This window comes from Nocardia sp. NBC_00565 (genome assembly GCF_036345915.1).
Taxonomy (GTDB): Bacteria; Actinomycetota; Actinomycetes; order Mycobacteriales; family Mycobacteriaceae; genus Nocardia.
On sequence record NZ_CP107785.1, the window covers coordinates 7013190 to 7034993 of the forward strand.

A 21804-nucleotide genomic window follows, 5' to 3' on the forward strand; every position below is an offset into this window, starting at 1 on the left:
CCTGTGTCAGTAGGACTTCGGCAGGCCCAGCGAGTACTGGGCGACGAAGTTCAGCACCATCTCGCGGCTGACCGGGGCGATGCGGCCGATTCGGGCCGCGGCGAGCATAGCGGCGAGGCCGTACTCCTTGGTGAGGCCCGCGCCGCCGTGCGTCTGGATCGCCTGATCCAGCGCCTTGATACTGGCCTCCGCCGCAGCGTATTTCGCCATATTGGCGGCCTCGGCGGCACCCATCTCGTCGCCCGCGTCGTAGAGGGTCGCGGCCTTCTGCATCATCAGTTTGGCTAGTTCCACCTCCACCTTCACCGCGGCCAGGGGATGCGAAATGCCTTGGTGCGCGCCGATCGGCGACTTCCACACCGTGCGCTCCTTGGCGTACTCGACGGCGCGGTCGATGGCGTAGCGACCCATGCCGACGGCCATGGCCGCACCCATGATGCGCTCCGGGTTGAGGCCCGCGAACAGCTGCATCAGTGCGGCATCTTCCTTACCCACCAACGCATTCGACGGCAACCGCACGTCATCGAGGAACAGCGTGAACTGGTGGTCCGGTTCGATGATGTCCATTTCCTGCGGCGTTTTCACGAACCCGGGGGCATCGGTCGGCACGATGAACAACGCGGGCTTGAGCTTACCGGTCTTGTGATCCTCGGTGCGCGACACGATGAGCACGGCCTCGGCCTGGTCTACACCGGAGATGAAGATCTTGCGGCCGTTGAGGATCCAGTCGTCACCGTCGCGGCGGGCGGTGGTGGTGATCTGGTGCGAGTTCGAGCCCGCATCCGGTTCGGTGATACCGAAGACCATCTTCCCGCTGCCGTCGGCGAGTTTGGGCAGCCACTGCCGCTTCTGCTCGTCGGTGCCGTATTTGGTGATGATCGTGCCGCAGATGGCCGGGGAGACCACCATCAGCAGCAGACCCGCACCCTGCGCGGCCAACTCCTCCATCACCAGCGACAGCTCGTACATGCCCGCGCCACCACCGCCGAACTCCTCCGGCAGATTCACCCCGAGAAAGCCGAGCTTGCCTGCCTCGTCCCATAATTCGGTGAGCGGCTCATTCTTGCGCGCCTTCGGCAGGACGTAGTCACGGTAGTTGTACTTCGCCGCCAGGGCGGCGACAGCGGCCCGCAGTGCCTTCTGCTCTTCGGTTTCGATGAAACTCATCAGTTCTCCTGGTTTTGGTCTTCGGCGGGATCGACGACGGCGAGTACGGCACCGACATCGACCTGCTGGCCGACAGTGACGTTGAGCGCGCTGAGCACGCCTGCGGCGGGTGCGGAGATGGTGTGCTCCATCTTCATCGCCTCCAGCCACAGAATCGGCTGCCCCTGCGCGACGGCGCTACCGACCTCCGCGCCGATCCGAATCACGCTGCCCGGCATGGGCGCGAGTAGTGAACCGTGCGCGACCTGATCGGCCGGATCGCTGAAGCGCGGCAGCCTGTGCACCGAGACCGGTCCGAGCGGCGAATCCACGCAGACCAGATCGCCATAGCGAGCGATATCGAATTGCCTCCGCACCAGCCCGCGTTCGCCGGGCACCGCGAGCACGACGCGCTCTGGGCTCGCATCCACCAGTTCGAGGCCGTCGTGACCGTCGACCGCGATTCCGGTACGGGTGAAGCGGTAACCGATGTCATGTGTTCCGCTGGTGCGGCCTTCGTACTGCTTGTGCTGTGCCTGGGCCGGTAGATTCCGCCACCCCGCGGGCAGTCCGCCGCCGACCCTGGCGGACTTGCGGTTCGCCGCGGCATCCGCGAGCGCGGCGGCGACGATCGAGAGCGCCGCATCGGCCTCGGACACCAAGGGCGCGGCCAGCACGTCCAAGCCATGGGTATCGAAGAACGCGGTGTCGGTATCGCCGGCCAGGAACGCGGGATGGCCCAGCACTCGGACGAGCAGATCGCGGTTGGTGACCAGACCGTGAATCTTGGCCCGCCGCAACGCCGTTGCCAGCAGTCGGGCGGCCTCGCCGCGCGTCTCGGCGTAGGAGATGACCTTCGCGAGCATCGGGTCGTAGTGCACACCGACGACCGAGCCGTCCACCACACCGGAATCCAGCCGCACGCCGGGCTTATCGAGTATCTCGAATTCGGTTGTCACCGAAGGGATGTCGATCCGATGCACCGTGCCGCTCTGCGGCTGCCAATCATGCGCCGGATCCTCGGCATACAGCCGGACCTCGATCGAGTGCCCGTGCATCGACGGCGGCTCGGCAGGCAACTCGCCGCCCGCCGCGACCTCGAGCTGCGCGCGCACCAGATCCAGTCCGGTGGTGCATTCGGTGACCGGATGTTCCACCTGCAGCCGGGTATTCATCTCCAGGAAGAAGAATTCGCCCGCCTCGTCGGCCAGGAATTCCACGGTGCCCGCACCGGTGTAACCGATCGCACCGGCCGCCAGCTTCGCCGCCTCGAAGAGCCGCGCGCGCATGCCGCCGGTCCGCTCCACCAGCGGTGCAGGGGCCTCCTCGATGACCTTCTGGTGGCGGCGCTGAATGGAGCACTCACGCTCGCCGACCGCCCAGATCGTGCCGTGCATATCGGCCATGACCTGGACCTCGATATGTCTGCCGGTCTCCAGGTACCGCTCGCAGAACACCGTCGGATCACCGAACGCCGATTCGGCTTCCCTGCGCGCGGCGCTGATCTGAGGCTCCAGGTCACCGAGGCTGCGCACCACGCGCATACCGCGGCCACCGCCACCGGCGGATGCCTTGATCAGCACCGGCAACTGCGCCTCGGTGACCTCGGCCGGATCCAATTCAGCGAGCACCGGGACACCGGCGGCATCCATCATCTTCTTCGAGGCGACCTTCGAACCCATCTGCTCGATGGCCTCGACCGGCGGACCGATCCACACCAGCCCCGCGGCGAGCACGGCTCGCGCGAATTCGGCGTTCTCGGAAAGGAATCCGTAGCCAGGATGGATGGCGTCGGCACCGGTGGCCAATGCCGCCTCGATGATCAGCTCACCGCGCAGGTAGGTCTGCGCGGGGGTGTTCCCTGGAAGGCGTACCGCCGCATCGGCTTCGGCGACGTGCGGGGCGGCGGCGTCCGCGTCGGAGTAGACCGCGACCGTGCCGATCCCCATGCGACGACAGGTGGCGAAGACCCGGCGGGCGATCTCACCCCGGTTGGCAACCAGAACATTCGAGAACATGGCGGCCCTCACATCCGGAAGACGCCGAAGCCATCGGCGCCCTTGACTGGGGCACTGTGGATGGCCGACAAGGCCATTCCCAATACCGTGCGGGTATCACGGGGATCGATCACGCCGTCGTCGTACAACCGTCCCGACATGAACATCGGCAGCGACTCGGCCTCGATCTGTGCCTCCACCATCGCGCGCATCCCGGCATCGGCCTCCTCGTCGAACGCGATGCCCCTGGCCTCCGCGGCCGCCCGGCCCACGATCGAGATCACACCGGCCAGCTGCGCACCGCCCATGACGGCGGATTTCGCACTGGGCCAGGCGAAGACGAACCGCGGGTCGTAGGCCCGACCGCACATGCCGTAGTGCCCGGCGCCGTAGGACGCGCCCATCAGCAGCGAAATATGCGGCACCTTCGAATTCGAAACCGCATTGATCATCATCGCGCCGTGTTTGATGATGCCCTTCTGCTCGAACTCCTTGCCGACCATGTAGCCGGTGGTGTTGTGCAGGAACAGCAGTGGCGTATTCGACTGGTTGGCCAGCTGGATGAACTGCGTCGCCTTCTGCGACTCCTCCGAGAACAGCACGCCGCGCGCATTGGCGAGAATGCCGACCGGATAGCCGTGCAACTGCGCCCATCCGGTGACCAGACTGCTGCCGTAGAGCGGCTTGAACTCGTCGAAATCGGACCCGTCGACGACGCGGGCGATCACCTCGCGCGGATCGAACGGAATCTTCAGATCGGACGGGACTATGCCGAGCAACTCGTCCGGGTCGTACAGCGGCTCGATCACCTCGGCATGCGGAGCCGGGCCCTGCTTCTGCCAGTTCAGCCGCTTGATGATGGAGCGGCCGATGCGGATCGCGTCCTGTTCGTCGACCGCCAGATAATCGGCAAGACCAGAGACGCGCGCATGCATATCCGCGCCGCCGAGCGATTCGTCATCGGACTCCTCACCGGTGGCCATCTTGACCAGCGGCGGCCCACCGAGGAACACCTTGGAGCGCTCCTTGATCATCACCGTGTAATCGGACATGCCGGGGATGTAGGCGCCGCCAGCGGTGGAGTTGCCGAAAACCAGTGCGATGGTGGGGATTCCGGCCGCCGATGCCCTGGTGAGATCGCGGAACATCCGCCCGCCGGGGACGAAGACTTCCTTCTGCGTCGGCAGATCCGCGCCACCGGATTCGACGAGGCCGATCACCGGCAGCCGATTCTGCATGACGATGTCGTTCATGCGCAGGTTCTTGCGCAGCGTCCACGGATTCGAGGTGCCGCCGCGCACGGTCGGATCCGGCGCGACGATCATGCATTCGACGCCCTCCACGATGCCGATGCCGCACACCACACTCGCACCGACGTGGAAGTCGCTGCCCCACGCGGCAAGTGGGCACAGCTCCAGGAACGGCGAATCCTCGTCGATGAGCAGTTCGATGCGTTCGCGCGCGGTCAGCTTGCCGCGTTTGCGATGCCGCGCCAGCTTCTCCGGTCCGCCGCCCGCGATGGCCTTGGCGAATTCGGCCTCCACCTCGGTGAGCTTGGTGCTCATAGCCGCGGCCGCGGCCGCGTACTCCGGCGATCCGGTATCGAGCGTGGTTCGTAGTGTCGTCAAGATTGGTACCCCAATCGTTTCGCCGCCAGTCCGGTCAGTATTTCGGTGGTGCCGCCGCCGATCCCGAGGATGCGGATATCGCGGTACTGCCGCTCCACTTCGGATTCGCGCATATAGCCGAGGCCGCCGAACAGCTGCACGGCCTGGTTGGCCACCCATTCCCCCGCCTCGACGGCGGTGTTCTTGGCGAAGCACACCTCGGCGATCAGATCGGTTTCGCCGTCCGCGCTGCGCTGCACCACATCTCGGGTGTAGACCCGGGCCACGTCGATGCGGCGTGCCATCTCGGTCACCGTGTTCTGCACGGCCTGGCGGCTGATCAGCGGGCGGCCGAAGGTCTCCCGGTTGCGCACCCACTCGAGGGTCAGGTCCAGGCAACGCTGCGCCTGCGAATACGCCTGCACCGCAAGGCCGACGCGCTCGCTCACGAACGCACCCGCGATCTGGTAGAAGCCGGAGTTCTCCGGGCCGACCAGATTCTCCACCGGCACACGGACATCCACATAGGACAGCTCAGCGGTATCGGAGGCGCGCCAGCCCATCTTGTCGAGTTTGCGGCTGACGGTGAAGCCCGGCGTGCCCTTCTCCACCACCAGCAGCGAAATCCCGCCGGAGCCGGGGCCGCCCGTGCGCACCGCCGTGACAACGTAATCGGCGCGCACCCCCGAGGTGATGTAGGTCTTGGCGCCGTTGACGATGTAGTGGTCGCCGTCGCGGCGTGCGGTGGTGGTGAGGTGGCCGACGTCGGAACCGCCGCCGGGCTCGGTAATGGCGAGCGAGCCGATCTTCTCCCCGGCCAGCGTGGGGCGGGCGAAGCGCTCGATCAGGTCTTCGTTACCGGAGGCGATGATGTGCGGAACGGCGATACCGCAGGTGAACAGTGAGGCGAAAAGCCCTCCGGAACAACCGGACTGGTGCATTTCCTCGCAGACGATCATGGCGTCGATGCCGTCACCGCCGGAACCGCCCGCGGATTCCGGGAATTGGATTCCCAGCAGTCCGAGCGCACCGGCCTTCTTGTGCAGGTCGCGTGGGATCTCACCGTCGCGTTCCCAGTCATCGAGGTATGGCAACACCTCACGCTCAGCGAAACCTCTTACGGTGGCACGCAATTCGCGCCGCTCGGAGGTTTTCCACGGATTCATAGAAGCTCCAAAGGAATATCGATGTGACGCGAGCGCAGCCATTCGCCGAGCCCCTTGGCCTGCGGATCGAAGCGGGCCTGATAGGCCACACCCTGTCCGAGCAGACCTTCGATGATGAAGTTCACGGCACGCAGATTCGGTAGCACATGCCGAGTGACGGTGAGCGGAGCGGTCTCCGGCAGCAGTTCCTTGATCCGCTCGACCGTGAGCGTGTGCGCCAGCCAACGCCACTGCTCGTCGGTGCGCACCCACACGCCGATATTGGCGTTGCCGCCCTTATCGCCGCTGCGCGCCAGCGCGATCGTGCCGAGCGGTGCCCGGTGAGTTTCGCCGGCGGACCAGGGTTGCGGAAGTTCCGGTTCGGCGACCTCGGCCAATTCCAGGGTTTCCGACGCGGGCGCGATGTCGACGCGGGTGCCCTGCGGTAGTACCGCCGCGTGCGGCACCTCGGTCGCATCGACGAATCCCGGGGTGTACACGCCATACGGCGAACCATTGCCGGGCAGGCTGGTGAAGCTCGCGCCCGGATAACTCGCCAACGCCAACTCGACCGCGACATTGGAGAAGGCGCGCCCGACCTTGTCCGGGTCCGGATCGCGCACCACGCAGCGCAGCAAAGCGCTTGCCTGCTCCTCGGTTTCGGCGTCCGGCCGATCCAGCCGCGCCAGTGTCCAGGTCAGCTCCGCGGGCCGCACCGGCAGCCATGACTCCAGCTGTCGTTGCGCCAGTGCGGCTTTCGCTTCGATATCGAGTCCGGTGAGAATGAACTCCATCTCGTTGCGGAAGCCGCCGAGCGTATTGAGCGACACCTTGAGCCGCGGCGACGGCGCCTCGCCGGTCACACCACTGATCAGCACGCGATCGGAACCCTGCTTGCTCAACCGGATGCTGTCGAGCCGCGACGTGACATCCGGCCCCGCATAACGCGCGCCCTGGATCTCGTACATCAGCTGCGCCGCAACGGTATCCACCGTGACGGCCCCGCCGGTGCCCCGATGCTTGGTGATGACACTGTTGCCGTCCCTGCGCACTTCGGCGATCGGGAAGCCCGGGCGGCCCAGATCGGCCAACTCCGTGAAGAACGCGAAGTTGCCGCCGGTGGCCTGGGTGCCGCATTCGATGACGTGCCCCGCCACCACAGCTCCGGCCAGCTGGTCGTAATCGGTACGCCCCCAACCGAAATGCGCGGCGGCCGGGCCGACGATCACCGATGCGTCGGTGACCCGTCCGGTGACCACGATATCCGCGCCCGCGTTCAGGCATTCGACGATGCCCCACGCGCCGAGATAGGCATTGGCGGTCAGTGGTGCGCCAAGGCCGAGTTCGCCTGCGCGGCCGAGCAAGTCGTCCCCCTCGACGTGCGCGACCTTGGCGTCCAGCCCCAGGTCCGCGGCGACCTCGCGCAGTTTCTGCGCCAGCCCGGCGGGATTGAGTCCGCCCGCATTGGTGACGATCTGCACATTGCGTTCCAGCGCCAGTCCGAGGCAGTCCTCGAGCTGCCGGACGAAGGTCTTCGCGTAGCCGAGGCTGGGATCCTTCATCCGGTCGCGGCCGAGGATCAACATGGTCAGCTCAGCGAGATAGTCCCCGGTGAGCACATCGAGCTGCCCGCCTTCGAGCATCTCGCGCATGGCGCTGAGCCGATCACCGTAGAAGCCGGAGCAGTTGCCGATTCGGATCAGATCCGGATCGGCGGCCAGCATACTCATCAGCCGGAAGGCCCTCCTGTGCGGCGAACCGTCCCGGCGCCGCCGCGTTGCGCCACCGGTGGAGTCCGCGTTCCGGGTCCAGCATCACACCGGATCAAGAAAAAAGCAAGCATGCGTGCTTGTTAATTGCGCAGACCTCTCATACCGGCGCACCGGGTCGAGGAAACGCCATCGCGGACGCCGGGCACAATGGCCGGATGTACTCCGTCATCCTGTTCGCGCTGGCCGGATTTCTCCTGGGCGGGGCCTATTCCACCTGGAAGAGCATCCGGCCGCTGGCCATCGCCCTCGCGGTGCTGGGTGCATTCGCGGCCGCAGGCGCGGTCCTCTGGCTGGTGTAGTCGACCCACCCGGATCAACCACCAGGGAGCGAGTCTTACGAGCGACCGTTCGCGGCCCGTCTCGCGTCCGAGCAGTCGAAGCGCAGGCGCCGCAGGCGCGAGTCTCGACTGCTCGGACGTGAGACATCAGGGGGCCGCGAACACGCGTCGCCGAAGGCGGCGCAATTCAACACAGTCGGAAGATCCGCAGGTCCTCCGGCACTCCGCTCAATGGTGCGGCGAAGAAGCTGCGTCGGTAGGGCCGGACCGAGAACCCGAGTTCCTCAAGCGTTTCCGGCGCCACCGACTGCAATGTCGCCTCCGAGAGCATGGTGTTGCCATTGCCGCCCGCCTCCATCACGCGCGCGGCGATGGTGACGTCCACACCGAGCCAGTCGCCGCCGATCTCGCGGGGCGAACCCGTATGCAGACCGATCCGCATCTGCGGGCGATAGCCGCGCACACTGACCTCGGCCAGGTTGCGCTTGGCGTGCACGGCGGCACGGACCGCGTGATCGGCCGAGGTGAACACGGCCATCACCCCGTCGCCCATGCGCTTGACCACGTGCCCGCTGCGATCGGCGATCGGCGGCTCGATGGCCTTGGCCACTCCCCGCAACAGCTCCAAGGTCGCCTCATCGCCGACCGAGAGCGACCAACTGGAGAACGCCACCAGATCGGTGAACATCACAGTTATCTCTTCGCTACCTCGACCGCGTCCGACTCGCTCCAGCATGGCCTGCCAGAGCTGCAGTGCGCCGAAGCCGATCTCGCGGGCCGCACTCGGCGTATCGCCGACCAACTTATCCGCGGCACGCGCGACCGCGCGGGCGCCGCCGGGCCCCGAAACCGACAGTGGGTCACCGAAAGACGGATCACCCGGCAGTTGCTCACGCGCCTTGCGCAGGGCACCGATCAGATCGGCTCGCTGATTCGCGGCATTCACCAGTGTGGAGAATTGCGCGCGACGCATACCCGAAGCACGACGCCGCGGACCATCCTCCTCGTCGGCGGGAACCAAGGGTATGGACACCTCGGGCGGATTACCGCCGTTGTCCTCCGGCCCCGCCCCAGGCTCAGCACCGCCGGAAGGTGTTTCGCTCACGCCCCGAGCGTATCTCAGCCGACCAACCGTCGACGGGTTACTTATTATTGCCACCTGCCACCCCTCGATCGGACGTAGCGGGCACTGCAGCGGGTCCGCCGATAGATAACTCATTGGTTGCTGATTCCGAGCCTAGCGGCCCGCGTTTCCGGATGGAAGCGACCTGGTGCACAGTTTCCGGGATGTTCACACGGGCGCCCGGATTGTCCCGAAACGCGCATCGACCCGGGGTGGAAGGGGATCCACACCGGGCCGATGCCCACACCGTCCGCCGGGCAGTGGCGGATGGTGCACGGGCGCACGAACCTCCCGACAAGGTCGGCGCCCAGCACCCGAGTGGCGAGGGAGGGCAACTCGGGTAGCACTTGGGTCAGGCGTCGCGCTGGTTCACCACGACCAGTGCGGCGCCGAAGACGATCGCGACGAAGGCGGCGAAGTAGAGCAGGCTGCCCCACGGTCCCCAGTGCCAGTTCGCCGTGGATTCCGTCGCGCTGTAGAAGTGCCCCGCGTTCGCGAAGGGCAGGAACGGCTGCACATTGCGCCCGAAGCTGCCGAACGCGCCGAGCAGCGACTCGATCAGCAAGGGCCACAACACGATCAGCGAAATCGCCGCCGCCGACTGCCGGACCAGCACACCGATGCCGACCGCGAGGATCACGCTGAGCAGGGCGTAGATCGGGATACCGTAGATCTCGCGCCAGGCGTCACCGCCCGAGAGCTTCATATTCGTGGCCGCATCGCCACCGACCGCCTTGGCGATCGCGAACGCGGCGAAGGCCAACACGATGGTGAGCACCGCGCCGTACACCCCGACCAGACCGGCCTTCGTCGTGATGACCTTGGCACGGTGCGGCGTCGCCTGGAACGTCGTCCGGATGATGCCGAACCGGTATTCGCTGGTCACCGTCAGGGTCGCCATGATCATCAGGACCATCACGCCGAATCCGCTGATCCCGCCGACCGCCGCGGCGACGGTGAGATCCAGCGCGTTCTCCTGGCCGGAGGAAGAGCGGGCCACCGCCGCGAAGAGCGCGGCCAAACCGAGCGCGAGCACCACCACGATTGCCGAGCACCACCAGGGCGACCGAGTCGAGGTGAGCTTGATTCGTTCTGCTGCCAGCACGCCCATCAGAGCGCACCTCCCATCACCTGATCGAAGCCTTCGCCGTGGTATTGCACAGCGCCACCGGTCATCCGCATGAACGCCTCCTCCAGCGAGGCCCGCTGCGGCGCCAGCTCGAACAGGGTGATGTCGTTCGCGCCGGCGAGTTTGCCGACCGCGTCACTGGTCACCCCGGCGACCACCAGTGCCGCGCCATCCTGGCCTGCGCCGTCTTCGCGGACGGTCAGGCCATTGGAGGTGAGCAGGCTGCGCAACTGCTCGAGCTGCGGACTGCGCACGCGCACCGACTGTTCCGAGGCGCGCTCGATGAATTCCTGGGTGGTCGAATCGGAGATCAGCTGACCGCGGCCGATCACGACCAGATGCTCCGCGGTCTGAGCCATTTCGGAAAGCAGATGGCTGGAGACCAGCACCGTGCGCCCCTCGGCCGCGAGCCGCTGCATGAACCGGCGGATCCAGAGAATGCCCTCCGGGTCCAGGCCGTTCACCGGCTCGTCGAACAGCAGCACCGGCGGATCGCCGAGCAGCGCACCGGCCAGGCCGAGCCGCTGCGACATGCCGAGGGAGAAACCACCGGCGTTCTTGCCCGCTACCTCGGACAGGCCGACCAGCCGCAGCACCTCGTCCACCCGGGACATGGCGATGCCGTTGGACGCGGCCATCCACTGCAGATGCGCGCGCGCCGAGCGGTTCGGATGCACCCACTTGGCATCCAGCAGTGCGCCGACGGCACGCAGCGGATGGTCCAGCTCGTGGTAGGGCTTGCCCTGAATCAATGCGGTGCCCGCGGTGGGCTTGTCCAGGCCGAGGATCATCCGCATGGTGGTGGATTTACCGGCGCCGTTCGGCCCAAGAAAGCCCGTCACCTGTCCGGGTCGAACGGTGAAGGAGAGATCTTGCACCGCGACGGTCTGCCCGTAATGTTTGGTCAGGCCTCTCAGCTCGATCATGGTGACCAGCTTTCCGCAAAGCGCGGCTGCGCGCGTCATTAAATGGTGCCTAGTTCAATCATCCTCAGGGATGACGGGCTATAGGGAACTACCCGCCCCGGATGCGATGGGGTCAACCCTGAGTCAGCGAGCCGGTGAGGAGGCCTGCGCCCAGAAGCGTTTCGGGATGCGGCCGGCTTGTCGCGCCAAGTAACCGGCGTCGACCGCGTTCCGCATGGCGGCGGCCATCAGGGCGGGGCGCTGGGCGCGGGTGACGGCGGTGGCGAGCAGGACGGCCGAGCAGCCGAGTTCCATGGCCAGGGCGGCGTCGCTTGCGGTGCCGATGCCCGCGTCGAGGATGACCGGGACGCCCGCGGCGGCCACGATCATCTCGATATTGTGCGGATTTCCGATGCCCAGACCGGTGCCGATCGGGGCGCCGAGCGGCATGACGGCGGCGCAGCCGGCATCCTCGAGTCGGCGGGCCAGGATCGGGTCATCGGTGGTGTAGGGCAGTACGACGAATCCGGCGTCGACCAATTGTTCGGCGGCGGTGAGCAATTCGATCGGATCCGGGAGCAGGGTGCGCTCGTCGGCGATCACCTCGAGCTTGACCCAGTTGGTGTCCAGCGCCTCGGCGGCCAGCTGCGCGGTGAGCACGGCCTCGGCGGCGGTGCGACAGCCCGCGGTATTGGGCAGCGGCATGATCTCGAGACGCTTGAGCAGGTCCAGGACGCCGGTGCCGCCGACAGCATCGACGCGGCGCATCGCGACCGTGGTGAGTTCGGTGCCCGAGGCGACCAGCGCCTCCTCCAGCACCGCGAGGTTCTCCGCGCCGCCGGTACCCATGATGAGGCGGGAGCCGAAGCGCCTGCCCGCGATCTCCAGTGCGTCGGCGTTTTCCGGTGCGCCCACGTTTGCCGATGTGTCAGCCACCCTGAACCGCCGTCAGCACTTCGATCTCCCAGCCGCGCCCGACCGGCTCATCCCAGCGCGACTTCGGGAAGACCGCGCCGTCCACCGCGAGCGCGACACCCTTGGACGGCAGCCCGAGGCGGTCGAGAAGTTCACGCACCGTGAGCGATTGGGCGAACTCGTGGTCCTGCCCGTTCACGGTGACACCGATGGGAACTGAGATCGAGGTCATCGAACTCCTCCAGATGTAGCGAGGGACGGCGGGTGCGCCGTCGAAAAACGTTGGGGGTCGGCAGCTTTCGCGTCATCGAGCAGCGCGCCGTCGAGCAGGCTCAGCACCGCGTCGACCGTGAGCGGGACGGCGAGCATGCCGTTGCGTCCGTGGCCGGTGGCCGCCACGATCCGGTCGGTGAGGCGCCCGATCAGCGGCAGGTTGTCGGGGGTGCCCGGCCGGGATCCGGCACTGGTCTCGGCCAATTCGTACTCGCCGATACCCGGCAGCACCGCCTCGGCGTCGGCGATCAGATCACGGACGCCGGCGACGGTCACCGTCGTGTCGTAGCCCGCCTCGTATTGTGTTGCGCCGACGACGATTCCATCCGCACGCGGCACCAGGTAGACGGGCCTGCCGTGCACCCGCGCGCGAATCACCCGCCGTGGCGGCGGTGTCGCGCCCGGCCGATGACGCAGGCGCAGGATCTCGCCCTTGACCGGGCGCACTTGCAGCCCTGGCCACAGCCGCGCGGAGGCCGCGCCCGCGGCGAGCACGATCTGATCGTGTGGCAGCGCGTCCATCGATTCGACGGTTTCGGCGCGCATTTCGACTCCGGCTGTCGCGCAGGCCTTTTGGAGTGCGTCGAGCAATCGGCGGTTGTCGATGGCGGGTTCGGCGGCGGCGCGCAGACCGGCGCGCACGGTGCGGGCGAGCGCGGGTTCCAGCGCACGCACACCCGCCCGGTCGAGCACCTCGAGTTCGTGGCCTCTTTCGCCGACCCACTTCGCGACGGTGCGCAGGTCCGCGGCGTCAGCGCCGTCCAGCGCGACGGTCAGGGTTTCGTCGGCTACGAAGACGGACACATCGGTCGTCGAGGCGAGCTGTGCGGCGAATCGCGGCCAGCGGGCGAGTGAGGCAGCGCCGAATTCCAGGACCAGGTCCTCCCCCGGCCAGCCCTCCGAAAGCGGTGCGAGCATTCCCCCGGCAACCCAGGACGCGCCGGATCCGGCGGCGGGATCGAATACGGTGACCGCCCAGCCCGCCGCGGCGGCCCGCCAGGCGGCGGCCAGTCCGATGGCGCCGCCACCGACGACGGCCAGAGTCCGCATTACTTCCACCTGCCTCACTATTCGCATCCCCACGGTAGCGCGACTACGGTCGAGCACGTGCAACCCTCCCACCAGTTCCGATCCCTACCGCCCCGGGAGCGTTTGGCTACCGCCCGGCTGTATCTCTGCACCGATGCCCGCCGGGAGAAGGGCGACCTGGCGAAGTTCGCCGAGGCGGCGCTCGCGGGGGGCGTCGACATCATTCAGCTCAGGGATAAGGGGTCGCCCGGTGAGGCGAAGTTCGGCCCGCTCGAGGCCAAGGCCGAGATCGGCGCGCTGGCCGAGCTGAAGTCCGTGGCCCGCAGGCGCGGTGCGCTGGTCGCGGTGAACGACCGCGCCGATATCGCGCTCGCGGTCGGCGCGGACGTACTGCACCTCGGTCAGAACGATCTGCCACCCTGGTACGCGCGCCGCATCCTCGGACCGGAGGTGGTGATCGGGCGCTCCACGAGCAGCCGGGCCCAGGCCGGGCTGGCCGCGATCGACGAGCACATCGACTACTTCTGCACCGGCCCGGTGTGGGCGACACCGACCAAGCCCGGACGACAGGCCGCGGGTCTGGATCTGGTGCGCTCCACCGCTGACGCACATCCCAGCCGGCCCTGGTTCGCGATCGGCGGGATCGATGCCGAACGACTACCCGAGGTTTTGGACGCCGGAGCCGAGCGCGTTGTCGTCGTGCGTGCGATTACCGAAGCACGCGATCCGGAGGCCGCCGCCCGGGACCTGAAGGCGGCCCTACTGCACAACGCTCAGCGCCGCTGAGCATCCGATCCCCGTCAGCCGTCGCGCTGAGGCCGGGCGGAGGTTCAAGTCCGCCGACAAATCCTGGACAAACGATCACCAGGCTGGTGCAGGCAAACGTCGAGAACGCACCGGCATCAGCGGATTCTCGGCGGACTGCTTTTATCAGGAGAGGACTTGGATGCGGGTGAGGGAGAGGACTGGGTCGGGGGGAAGTGTCTCAGGGTTCGCGGGTGGCGCAATCGCGTCTGCTGGGGCCGTATCGACCAGGTCGATGATCCGGGCGTAGGTGCCGGGTCCGTTGGGGTCGGAGTGCAGCCAGACGAAACCCTGGTCGGCTAGGTCCACGGTGCGGGGCAATGCGGCTGCGACTGTGTTGGCATCGTCTACCTCGTCGAGGCGCACGCGCGCCGGAGCCGCGCGCAGGGCCGGCCAGGAGGCGGCGAAACCGGGGTGCAGCGGATGGGTGTCCACCTCGTCTTCGGGAACCCACTCCAGTGCGCTGCTCTCGCGGTTGCGACTCGTCGGCAGGGCCATTACGGCGTCGGCCACGACGGTGATGTACGTCCAACCACTCAATGCGGTGGCGGTGACACGCTCACCGCGGACCCGAACATCTGCGGGATCGATACCCGCTTCTTCCCATGCCTCACGGACCGCCGCGTGCACCGGAGTCTCGTGGCTGTCGCGGGCGCCGCCGGGCAGCGCCCAGGTGCCGCCCTGATGACTCCACGGCGCCCGGTGCTGCAACAACACCGCTGAACCGCCGCCCGTGAGCGGTGCGCGCAGCAGGAGTCCGGCGGCGCCGAAGCGGCCCCAATGCCGCAATCCATCCGGGCCGCGGGACCAACCGTCACCGTCACCACGCATCTGGTTACCCATCCTCATCCAGCCGTGGCAGGGTGTTTCACACGCCACGGCGCCGGTAAGACCACAATAAGCTCCCAAGAGGAGCACACGCGCGCACCGAACCGGGGAGGTGGAGATGGCAGCGCTCGAAGCGACGACGGCCCCGCGGCCGCCGTCAGTCACGGCCGAGGCCGCGCCCGAGCGGCTCGACGTGCCGCGAGAGGCCGGACTTCGCGCATATCTGGACCCAGCCAACCTACGATCCTTCGCGCTATCGACCCCGGGTCGACTCATCGCCATCGGACTGCTGCTCATCGGCATATGCCTGGGAGCGGGCATGATGACCGCGGCAACGGTGAGCGATCGTCAGCAGGCACTGGACTTCCTGCTCGACGACACCGAGCCGGACGCGAATTCCTCGCACCACCTCTACACCTCGCTCTCCATCGCCGACGCCGCCGCAAGTACCGCGTTCATCGCGGGCGGACTGGAACCGGAGGCCGTACGCGATCGCTACAGCCAGGCACTCGGCGAGGCGTCCGCGGAACTGGTGACGCAAACGGGTCACGCCGCGGGCCAGACCACCGACGACAACAACCCGGATACCCAGCTGCGCACCGGCATCGCCACCGGCCTGCCGGTCTACGCGGGCCTGATCGAGACCGCCCGCGCGAACAATCGCAACGGATTCCCGGTCGGCGCGGCATATTTGAGCGAGGCCTCTAATCAGATGCAGACCACCCTGCTGCCGATGGCCGCGCAACTGCAGAGCCATCGCTCCGATGCCGTTACCGCCGCCCAGCGCCATCACGTCCAGCCGCCGTTGCCCGCGATCGCCTTGCTGATCCTCGCGCTGGCGGCGTTGATCTGGGCACAGGTCGATCTGTCGAAACGCTGGCATCGCGTGCTCAACCCGGGTCTGTTGCTCGCCTGCACCGCGATACTGATCCTGTTGGCGTGGACGGTGGTCGCGGGCTCGATCTCGGCCGCGGAGATGATCGGCGGACGCGATCACGGCGCGGTGCCCGCCTCCCGATTGACCGAGAGCCGGATCCTGACCCAGCAGGCGCGGTCGGCGGAAACGCTCAAACTGGTGCGCCGCGACGCGACCGGCGACTACGACCGGACCTACGAGGCGAGCGTCACCCGTCTCAACGAACTACTCGGCGGCTATCCCGCCGACGCACCGGCGGCGGGTGAGATAGCGAATGCCCGTGCGGCGCTCGGTCGTTGGCAGGTCGCCCATCAGCGGATGAACGACACCCTGGCCCACGGCGATTTCGTCGGGGCGGCGACGGTGGCGACCGGTCCCGGTGCGGCGGATGCCGCGGCGCAGGTGGACGCGCTGGACCGGGCGCTCAGCCAAGGGTTGGACGCGACCCGCGATACGTTGCGCGACAACATCTCCGGCGCGGCACGGTCGCTGGACTTCCTGGCGCCCGGCGCGATGGTGCTGGGGATCCTCGCCGCGGGCTATGTCGGGCTGGGTATGTGGCCGCGACTTCGGGAGTACCGGTGAACCGGGCGCGCGGGCTACTCGCCGCGCTCGCCACGACGGCCCTGCTCGCCGGGTGTACGGCGGGCTCGGATGCGACGACAACCACCAAGGTCGGCAGCTACACCGAACCGCCGCTGCCAGCCAAAGCCATTCCAGTGCTGACGGATTCACCGGTACCGCCGGAACGAGACGAGCAGTGCGGCGATCCGACCGCCAGCCTGCGGCCCACCGGCGCGGGCCTCGCCGCCCGCGGCCCGACCATCGATGCGATCCGCGCCCGCGGTCGGCTGGTGGTCGGATTGGACACCGGTAGTAACCTTTTCAGCTTCCGCGACCCGGTCAGCGGCACCATCGTCGGCTTCGACGCCGATATCGCCAGGGAGGTCGCCCGCGATCTGCTCGGCAGCCCGGAGCAGATCGAGTACCGCAGTCTCGGCTCAGCCGAGCGCGAGACCGCGTTGCAGAACCACAGCGTCGACCTGGTCGCCAAGACGATGACGATCAATTGCGAACGGCGCGAGAAGGTTACGTTCTCGACCATCTATCTCCAAGCGAATCAGCGCGTGCTCGCGGTGAAGAACTCCGGTGTCCGCAGCTTGGCCGATCTGGCGGGTAAGCGGGTGTGCACCGTATCCGGCACCACCTCGCTGGACCACATCCGCCGCGACCAGCCCGCCGCGACCATCCTCACCGTGCCCACCTGGGCCGACTGTTTGGTCGTCCTGCAGCAGCGCCAAGTCGACGCGATCAGCACCGACGACGCCGTCCTCGCGGGTCTCACCGCGCAGGACCCGTCGTATACCGAACTGGTCGGCCCCAGCATCAGCGTCGAGCCCTACGGCATCGGAATACCCAAAGGCAACGATGACCTGGTCCGTTTCGTCAACGGCACACTGGAGCGTATTCGCAACGACGGCACGTGGGTTCGGCTGTACCAGCAATACCTCATCGCCCTCGGGCCGGTTCCAGCTCCGCCCGCCCCTACCTATCAGGACTGACGGCGATGACATCCCCGCACGATGCCACCGCCGGAGGCCCCAAGGATTCGATCGAGCCGAAGAAACCCGCCGAGCAGATCGAGGAATTCGGCGAGAGCACCAGGGCGACCGAGTTTTTCGGGCTCGGCACGACGAATATCGGTGAACCGGGCTCCGCCGCGATCGAAACCATCAGGTGGACTCCGGACATTGGACCCGAGGCCGCCTCCGGCGGATCCTCGCGTCCCGGAGACACTTCCGGCACCGGGGATACCTCCGACAAGGATGCCCGTGCCGGAGACACTTCCGACGAGCAGGTTCGTCTCCAACCCACCTCCGACGAAACCGTTCGCCGCGACGATATGCCCGTCGAATTCACCGTTGGCGCACGGCATGGGCCCCCGGAGCCGACCTCCGCCGCGACCGTGCGCACCTCCGGCCGCAGCGTGCGCACGGCGCGCTCGCGGCCGACGACGCGACGGCTCGGCGCCGGACTGGTGACCATTCCGAACATCCCGCCCGCTGATCCGCGCGTCGCGGTGCTCGCCGATCCCGTTGTCTCCGAAGGCCGGCGCTTCTGTTGGCGCTGCGGCAGTCCGGTCGGCCGGGCCACCGCGACGCGGCCTCCGACAACCGCGGGCACCTGCGAAACCTGCGGCGCACCATACGATTTCCGCCCTTCACTACACGAGGGCGATATCGTGTCGAGCCAATACGAGGTCCAGGGCTGTATCGCGCACGGCGGGCTCGGCTGGATCTATCTCGCGATCGACCGCAATGTCAGCGATCGCTGGGTGGTGTTGAAGGGTCTGCTGCACGCGGGCGACGCCGAGGCGCAGGCGGTGGCCGTCGCCGAACGCCAATTCCTGGCCGAGGTGGCCCATCCCAGCATCGTCAAGATCCACAACTTCGTCGAGCACACCGGCCCGGACGGCGAGTCGATCGGCTACATCGTCATGGAGTACGTCGGCGGCCGGTCGCTGCGCGATATTCTCGACACCTACCAGCGACCGGAGCGGATGCCGGTCACCGAGGCGATCGCGTATCTGCTGGAGATCCTGCCCGCGCTGGAGTACCTGCATTCGATCGGGTTGGCCTATAACGACCTCAAGCCCGACAACATCATGGTCACTGAGGACCAGGTCAAGCTGATCGACCTCGGCGCGGTCACTGCCATCGAGGCCTACGGAAACCTGTATGGCACCAGGGGTTTCCAAGCATCGGAGATCGCCAGGACCGGACCGACGGTGGCTTCGGACATCTACACCGTCGGGCGGACGCTGGCGGTGCTGACGCTGAGCATGCCGATGGAGCAGGGCCGCTACCTCGACGGTATTCCGGATCCCGCCGACCATCCGGTGCTCGAGCGTTACGAGTTCTTCCATCGCGTGCTGTTGTGTGCGACCGATCTGGATCCGGCGCGCCGCTTCCCCTCCGCTCGCGGCATGTCCGCCCAGCTGGCCGGGGTGCTGCGCGAGATCCTGGCCTTGGAGACCGGTGCCGAACATCCACAGCTGTCCACAGTGTTCAGTCCACAGCGCGGCAGTTTCGGCACCGAGGAGTTGATCAGCCAGACCGACGCCTACGCCGACGGTGTCGCCAGGAGCACACTGCTGCGGGTCCGCGAAGTGGCCGCGGCGCTGCCGGGTCCGCTCATCGACCCGACGGACCCGTCCGCACCGCTGCTCGCGGCCACCGTGCATCCGGAGCCGCAAGAAGGGCTCGCCGCCTTGCATGAAGCCCGCGAGCGCGCCGCGGACGACCCCGAGAATGCCCCGGAGACAATGGGTTTGGAGCTGACCCTGGCCGAGGCCCGGCTGCGGCTGGAACTCGGCGAATCGGCGGCAGTGCGGCACCTGCTATCGGAACTGCCCGCCGATCACGACTGGCGCATCGACTGGTACCTGGGCCAAGCCGAGCTGCTGGAATTGGATTACGAGCAGGCCTACGACAGTTTCGACGCGGTGCTTCGAGTCCTGCCCGGCGAGATCGCGCCCAAGCTCGCGCTCGCGGCCACCGCGGAACTCGTACTGCAGCACTGGGATTCCGATGATCCGGAGCAGTGGCGGTCCTACGCGGAGAAGTTCTACAACACCGTATGGCGTACCGATCGCGCGGTGGTGAGCGCCGCCTTCGGCCTGGCCAGACAGCTGGCCGCGGTGGGCCGGGTCGACGAGGCGGTACGCGCGCTCGAGGAGGTACCCGCCGCCTCCCGGCACTACACCACCGCCCGGATGACCGCGGTCTGGCAGCAGCTCACCGCCGCCCCGATCGCCGACCTCCCCGAATCCACCCTGCACATCTCGGCCTCCCGGGTCCTCGGCCTACCCGCCGGGGAAAGCCGCGCGACCCAGATGCGCGTGCTGGTCCTCGGCGCCGCCCTGGCCTGGCTCCAAGCGGGCAATACACCCAGAAGCGCCGAGGCGACCCTCTTCGGCGCCCCCTTCACCGAACGCGACCTCCGCGCAGGCACCGAAGCCGGGCTCCGAATCCTGGCCCGCAACGCCCCGGGCCGCAACCACCGCTACGCGCTGGTCGACCTGGCGAACTCCATCCGCGCCAAGACCTGGATCTAGATTCGAAGCCGGACGACGGATCTCGCACGAACCTGCACCGGGTACGCCCAGATCCGAGCGACCGCCGAACCATCGGCCCGCGACGAAACTCCCGCACCGCCCCGCGACCGGGCAAAGGAAAGGCCGAGCAGAAAAAACCCGGCCGGGAGGGAAACCGGCCGGGCTCGGATCCAGGTCGCGGAGCAGTCGGTATCACCGAGAGTCCCGGATTGCCGCCTGTGTCACGCCCGCTCCGGGGGCAGCCGGAGTGGACAACTCGGGGCGAGGGCATCGCGGTCCCGATGGCGGCGGATGGTCCGGTCCCAGGGTTTCGGTGTCCGGCGCGAACCTGATCCGATACCAATACTGACGGATCGAGTGTGAGGATTCCGTGAGGTTTTCTAGAGCCCTGCCCAGACGGCCGAGCTAGGCCGTTCGACCAGCGACAATGCGGTGTGCGGCCTGGGCGATCGCCAATTCCTCGTTGGTCGGCACGACCAGCACGGCCACCTCGCTGCCCGGCGTGGAGATATACCGGGCCGCGCGATCCTTGGCGGTATTGCGGGCCGGATCGACCTCGATACCGAAGCGCGACAGCTCGGCCAGCGCGTCGGCACGGACCTGCGGACTGTTCTCGCCGACACCGGCGGTGAAGGTGATGGCATCGACGCCGCCCAGCTCGATCAGGTACGCACCGAGGTAGCGGCGCAACCGGTGGATGTACACCGCATAGGCCAGCCGAGCCGCGGGGTCGCCCGCCTCGATCAGCCGTTGCAACTCGCGGAAGTCGTTGACACCGGACAAGCCCTTGAGTCCGGAGTTGCGGTTGAGCATCTCGTCGATCTGGTCGATGTCCATATGCGCGGCGCGGACCAGATGCGCGATGATCCCGGGATCGAGGTCACCGCCCCTGGTACCCATCACCAACCCCTCCAGCGGCGTGAGCCCCATGGTGGTATCGATCGGATGCCCACCGCGGATCGCCGAAGCGGAGGCACCGTTGCCCAGGTGGAAGACGATCTGATTCAGATCAGCGGGATCGCGATCGAGCAGCGCGGCGACCCGGCCGGAGACGTATTCGTGTGACGTGCCGTGGAAGCCGTACTTCCGGATACCGTGCGCGGCAGCGACTTTCGCGTCGATGGCGTAGGTCTTGGCGGCGTCGGGCAGGCCATGGAAGAACGCGGTATCGAAGACGGCCACCTGCGGTACGCCGGGCAGCAGTTCGCGGGCACTCTCGATACCCGCGACATTCGCCGGATTGTGCAGCGGCGCAAGCGAAGACAGTTCGCAGATCGCCGCGACCACGGCATCATCGATCAGCGTCGGCCGGTAGAAGACCTCGCCGCCGTGCACCACCCGGTGCCCGACCGCGCGCAGGCCCGCCGCAGCCAGATCGTGGCCGGTCTCGGCGAACGTCCGGAAGACCAAACGCAGGCCCGCCGTGTGATCGGCGATCGGCCCGCGATGTTCGACGGTCCGGCCATCGGCCTGATGCTCGATCCCGGCGTTCTCCTCGCCGATCCGATCGACCATGCCGGAGGCGGCGATCACACCCGACTCCGGATCCACCAGCTGGTATTTGATCGACGACGAGCCGGAGTTGATCACCAACACCAGGTCATCAGCGGCATTGCTCATGACTCCGCCTCGCTGCGCTCACTCACTGCCCGCACCTCCTGCCTCGCGTGCGTTCCCCGCACTCGGTCAGCAACCGTGGATCCGGTTCCCTTGTTCCGCCGGAAGTCCGGCGTGTGCCGCAAGACACTGACGCTGGATCGAAACACCTGAACGCCAGCGAGATCGGGCATCGACGCGCGTGCCGTACACCCGCGACAGCG

General features: G+C 67.4%; 18 protein-coding genes. 5 read left to right on the forward strand and 13 right to left on the reverse strand.

Going from position 1 to position 21804, the window contains the following annotated elements; genetic code table 11:
* Positions 1-6: 6 nt before the first annotated feature.
* Genes OG874_RS32305 through OG874_RS32325 form a run of 5 tightly spaced genes read right to left on the reverse strand, consistent with a single transcriptional unit; the run spans position 7 to position 7625 of the window.
* Positions 7-1167: an acyl-CoA dehydrogenase family protein gene (locus OG874_RS32305; RefSeq protein ID WP_330250862.1), complete on the reverse strand. Its 1161-nt coding sequence runs from the start codon at positions 1165-1167 to the stop codon at positions 7-9.
* The gene (locus OG874_RS32310) at positions 1167-3164 is read right to left on the reverse strand and encodes an acetyl/propionyl/methylcrotonyl-CoA carboxylase subunit alpha (RefSeq protein ID WP_330250863.1); all 1998 of its coding nucleotides are present in this window, start codon (positions 3162-3164) and stop codon (positions 1167-1169) included. Before OG874_RS32310 ends, OG874_RS32305 begins: the two co-directional genes overlap by 1 nt.
* Positions 3165-3172: 8 nt before the next feature.
* Positions 3173-4771 (reverse strand): acyl-CoA carboxylase subunit beta, encoded by a 1599-nt coding sequence (locus tag OG874_RS32315; RefSeq protein ID WP_330250864.1) that lies wholly within the window; start codon positions 4769-4771, stop codon positions 3173-3175.
* The gene (locus tag OG874_RS32320; protein ID WP_330250865.1) at positions 4768-5916 is read right to left on the reverse strand and encodes an acyl-CoA dehydrogenase family protein; all 1149 of its coding nucleotides are present in this window, start codon (positions 5914-5916) and stop codon (positions 4768-4770) included. Before OG874_RS32320 ends, OG874_RS32315 begins: the two co-directional genes overlap by 4 nt.
* Positions 5913-7625 carry an acyclic terpene utilization AtuA family protein gene (locus OG874_RS32325; protein WP_330250866.1) on the reverse strand — a complete coding sequence of 571 codons (1713 nt, stop codon included), beginning with the start codon at positions 7623-7625 and terminating at the stop codon, positions 5913-5915. The genes OG874_RS32320 and OG874_RS32325 overlap by 4 nt, the downstream gene beginning before the upstream one ends.
* Before the next feature lie 197 nt (positions 7626-7822).
* On the opposite strand from OG874_RS32325, the gene OG874_RS32330 reads away from it, so the two are divergent.
* The gene (locus OG874_RS32330; protein WP_330250867.1) at positions 7823-7966 is read left to right on the forward strand and encodes a hypothetical protein; all 144 of its coding nucleotides are present in this window, start codon (positions 7823-7825) and stop codon (positions 7964-7966) included.
* A 166-nt stretch (positions 7967-8132) separates the two neighbouring features.
* Here the strand turns inward: OG874_RS32330 and OG874_RS32335 are convergent, their stop codons facing one another.
* The 6 genes from OG874_RS32335 to thiO form a co-directional block, all read right to left on the reverse strand.
* A complete protein-coding gene (locus OG874_RS32335; RefSeq protein WP_330257511.1) occupies positions 8133-8918 on the reverse strand; it encodes an adenylate/guanylate cyclase domain-containing protein in 786 nt (261 codons plus the stop codon).
* Positions 8919-9420: 502 nt separating this feature from the next.
* The gene (locus tag OG874_RS32340) at positions 9421-10179 is read right to left on the reverse strand and encodes an ABC transporter permease (RefSeq protein WP_330250868.1); all 759 of its coding nucleotides are present in this window, start codon (positions 10177-10179) and stop codon (positions 9421-9423) included.
* Positions 10179-11123, reverse strand: a complete 945-nt coding sequence (locus OG874_RS32345) for an ABC transporter ATP-binding protein (protein WP_330250869.1) — start codon at positions 11121-11123, stop codon at positions 10179-10181. The genes OG874_RS32340 and OG874_RS32345 overlap by 1 nt, the downstream gene beginning before the upstream one ends.
* Before the next feature lie 123 nt (positions 11124-11246).
* Positions 11247-12038, reverse strand: a complete 792-nt coding sequence (locus tag OG874_RS32350; protein WP_442943155.1) for a thiazole synthase — start codon at positions 12036-12038, stop codon at positions 11247-11249.
* Positions 12031-12249, reverse strand: a complete 219-nt coding sequence (thiS, locus tag OG874_RS32355; RefSeq protein ID WP_330250870.1) for a sulfur carrier protein ThiS — start codon at positions 12247-12249, stop codon at positions 12031-12033. The genes OG874_RS32350 and thiS overlap by 8 nt, the downstream gene beginning before the upstream one ends.
* The gene (gene thiO / locus OG874_RS32360) at positions 12246-13340 is read right to left on the reverse strand and encodes a glycine oxidase ThiO (protein ID WP_330250871.1); all 1095 of its coding nucleotides are present in this window, start codon (positions 13338-13340) and stop codon (positions 12246-12248) included. Before thiO ends, thiS begins: the two co-directional genes overlap by 4 nt.
* A 57-nt stretch (positions 13341-13397) precedes the next feature.
* On the opposite strand from thiO, the gene thiE reads away from it, so the two are divergent.
* The gene (gene thiE, locus OG874_RS32365; RefSeq protein WP_330250872.1) at positions 13398-14105 is read left to right on the forward strand and encodes a thiamine phosphate synthase; all 708 of its coding nucleotides are present in this window, start codon (positions 13398-13400) and stop codon (positions 14103-14105) included.
* Positions 14106-14249: 144 nt separating this feature from the next.
* Here thiE and OG874_RS32370 read toward each other — a convergent pair whose 3' ends face one another.
* Positions 14250-14954 carry an NUDIX hydrolase gene (locus OG874_RS32370; RefSeq protein WP_330250873.1) on the reverse strand — a complete coding sequence of 235 codons (705 nt, stop codon included), beginning with the start codon at positions 14952-14954 and terminating at the stop codon, positions 14250-14252.
* A 115-nt stretch (positions 14955-15069) separates the two neighbouring features.
* Here OG874_RS32370 and OG874_RS32375 point away from each other — a divergent pair, with 115 nt between their 5' ends.
* Genes OG874_RS32375 through OG874_RS32385 form a run of 3 tightly spaced genes read left to right on the forward strand, consistent with a single transcriptional unit; the run spans position 15070 to position 19984 of the window.
* Complete coding sequence (locus OG874_RS32375) at positions 15070-16452, forward strand: hypothetical protein (protein WP_330250874.1); 1383 nt, start codon at positions 15070-15072, stop codon at positions 16450-16452.
* Positions 16449-17429: a glutamate ABC transporter substrate-binding protein gene (locus OG874_RS32380; protein WP_442943156.1), complete on the forward strand. Its 981-nt coding sequence runs from the start codon at positions 16449-16451 to the stop codon at positions 17427-17429. The genes OG874_RS32375 and OG874_RS32380 overlap by 4 nt, the downstream gene beginning before the upstream one ends.
* Before the next feature lie 5 nt (positions 17430-17434).
* Entirely contained in the window at positions 17435-19984 is a 2550-nt protein-coding gene (locus OG874_RS32385) for a serine/threonine-protein kinase PknG (RefSeq protein ID WP_330250875.1), read from the forward strand.
* Positions 19985-20389: 405 nt separating this feature from the next.
* Here the strand turns inward: OG874_RS32385 and OG874_RS32390 are convergent, their stop codons facing one another.
* Positions 20390-21604, reverse strand: a complete 1215-nt coding sequence (locus OG874_RS32390; RefSeq protein WP_330250876.1) for an acetate kinase — start codon at positions 21602-21604, stop codon at positions 20390-20392.
* Between the last annotated feature and the right edge of the window lie 200 nt (positions 21605-21804).

What these genes read in the sequence shown, in the direction of transcription:
- OG874_RS32305 (WP_330250862.1), bottom strand. Translation starts at nt 1,167, where the DNA reads ATGAGTTTCATCGAAACCGAAGAGCAGAAGGCACTGCGGGCCGCTGTC.
- OG874_RS32310 (WP_330250863.1), bottom strand. Translation starts at nt 3,164, where the DNA reads ATGTTCTCGAATGTTCTGGTTGCCAACCGGGGTGAGATCGCCCGCCGG.
- OG874_RS32320 (WP_330250865.1), bottom strand. Translation starts at nt 5,916, where the DNA reads ATGAATCCGTGGAAAACCTCCGAGCGGCGCGAATTGCGTGCCACCGTA.
- OG874_RS32325 (WP_330250866.1), bottom strand. Translation starts at nt 7,625, where the DNA reads ATGAGTATGCTGGCCGCCGATCCGGATCTGATCCGAATCGGCAACTGC.
- OG874_RS32330 (WP_330250867.1), top strand. Translation starts at nt 7,823, where the DNA reads ATGTACTCCGTCATCCTGTTCGCGCTGGCCGGATTTCTCCTGGGCGGG.
- OG874_RS32335 (WP_330257511.1), bottom strand. Translation starts at nt 8,918, where the DNA reads ATGCGTCGCGCGCAATTCTCCACACTGGTGAATGCCGCGAATCAGCGA.
- OG874_RS32340 (WP_330250868.1), bottom strand. Translation starts at nt 10,179, where the DNA reads ATGGGCGTGCTGGCAGCAGAACGAATCAAGCTCACCTCGACTCGGTCG.
- OG874_RS32345 (WP_330250869.1), bottom strand. Translation starts at nt 11,123, where the DNA reads ATGATCGAGCTGAGAGGCCTGACCAAACATTACGGGCAGACCGTCGCG.
- thiS (WP_330250870.1), bottom strand. Translation starts at nt 12,249, where the DNA reads ATGACCTCGATCTCAGTTCCCATCGGTGTCACCGTGAACGGGCAGGAC.
- thiO (WP_330250871.1), bottom strand. Translation starts at nt 13,340, where the DNA reads ATGCGGACTCTGGCCGTCGTCGGTGGCGGCGCCATCGGACTGGCCGCC.
- OG874_RS32370 (WP_330250873.1), bottom strand. Translation starts at nt 14,954, where the DNA reads ATGCGTGGTGACGGTGACGGTTGGTCCCGCGGCCCGGATGGATTGCGG.
- OG874_RS32375 (WP_330250874.1), top strand. Translation starts at nt 15,070, where the DNA reads ATGGCAGCGCTCGAAGCGACGACGGCCCCGCGGCCGCCGTCAGTCACG.
- OG874_RS32385 (WP_330250875.1), top strand. Translation starts at nt 17,435, where the DNA reads ATGACATCCCCGCACGATGCCACCGCCGGAGGCCCCAAGGATTCGATC.
- OG874_RS32390 (WP_330250876.1), bottom strand. Translation starts at nt 21,604, where the DNA reads ATGAGCAATGCCGCTGATGACCTGGTGTTGGTGATCAACTCCGGCTCG.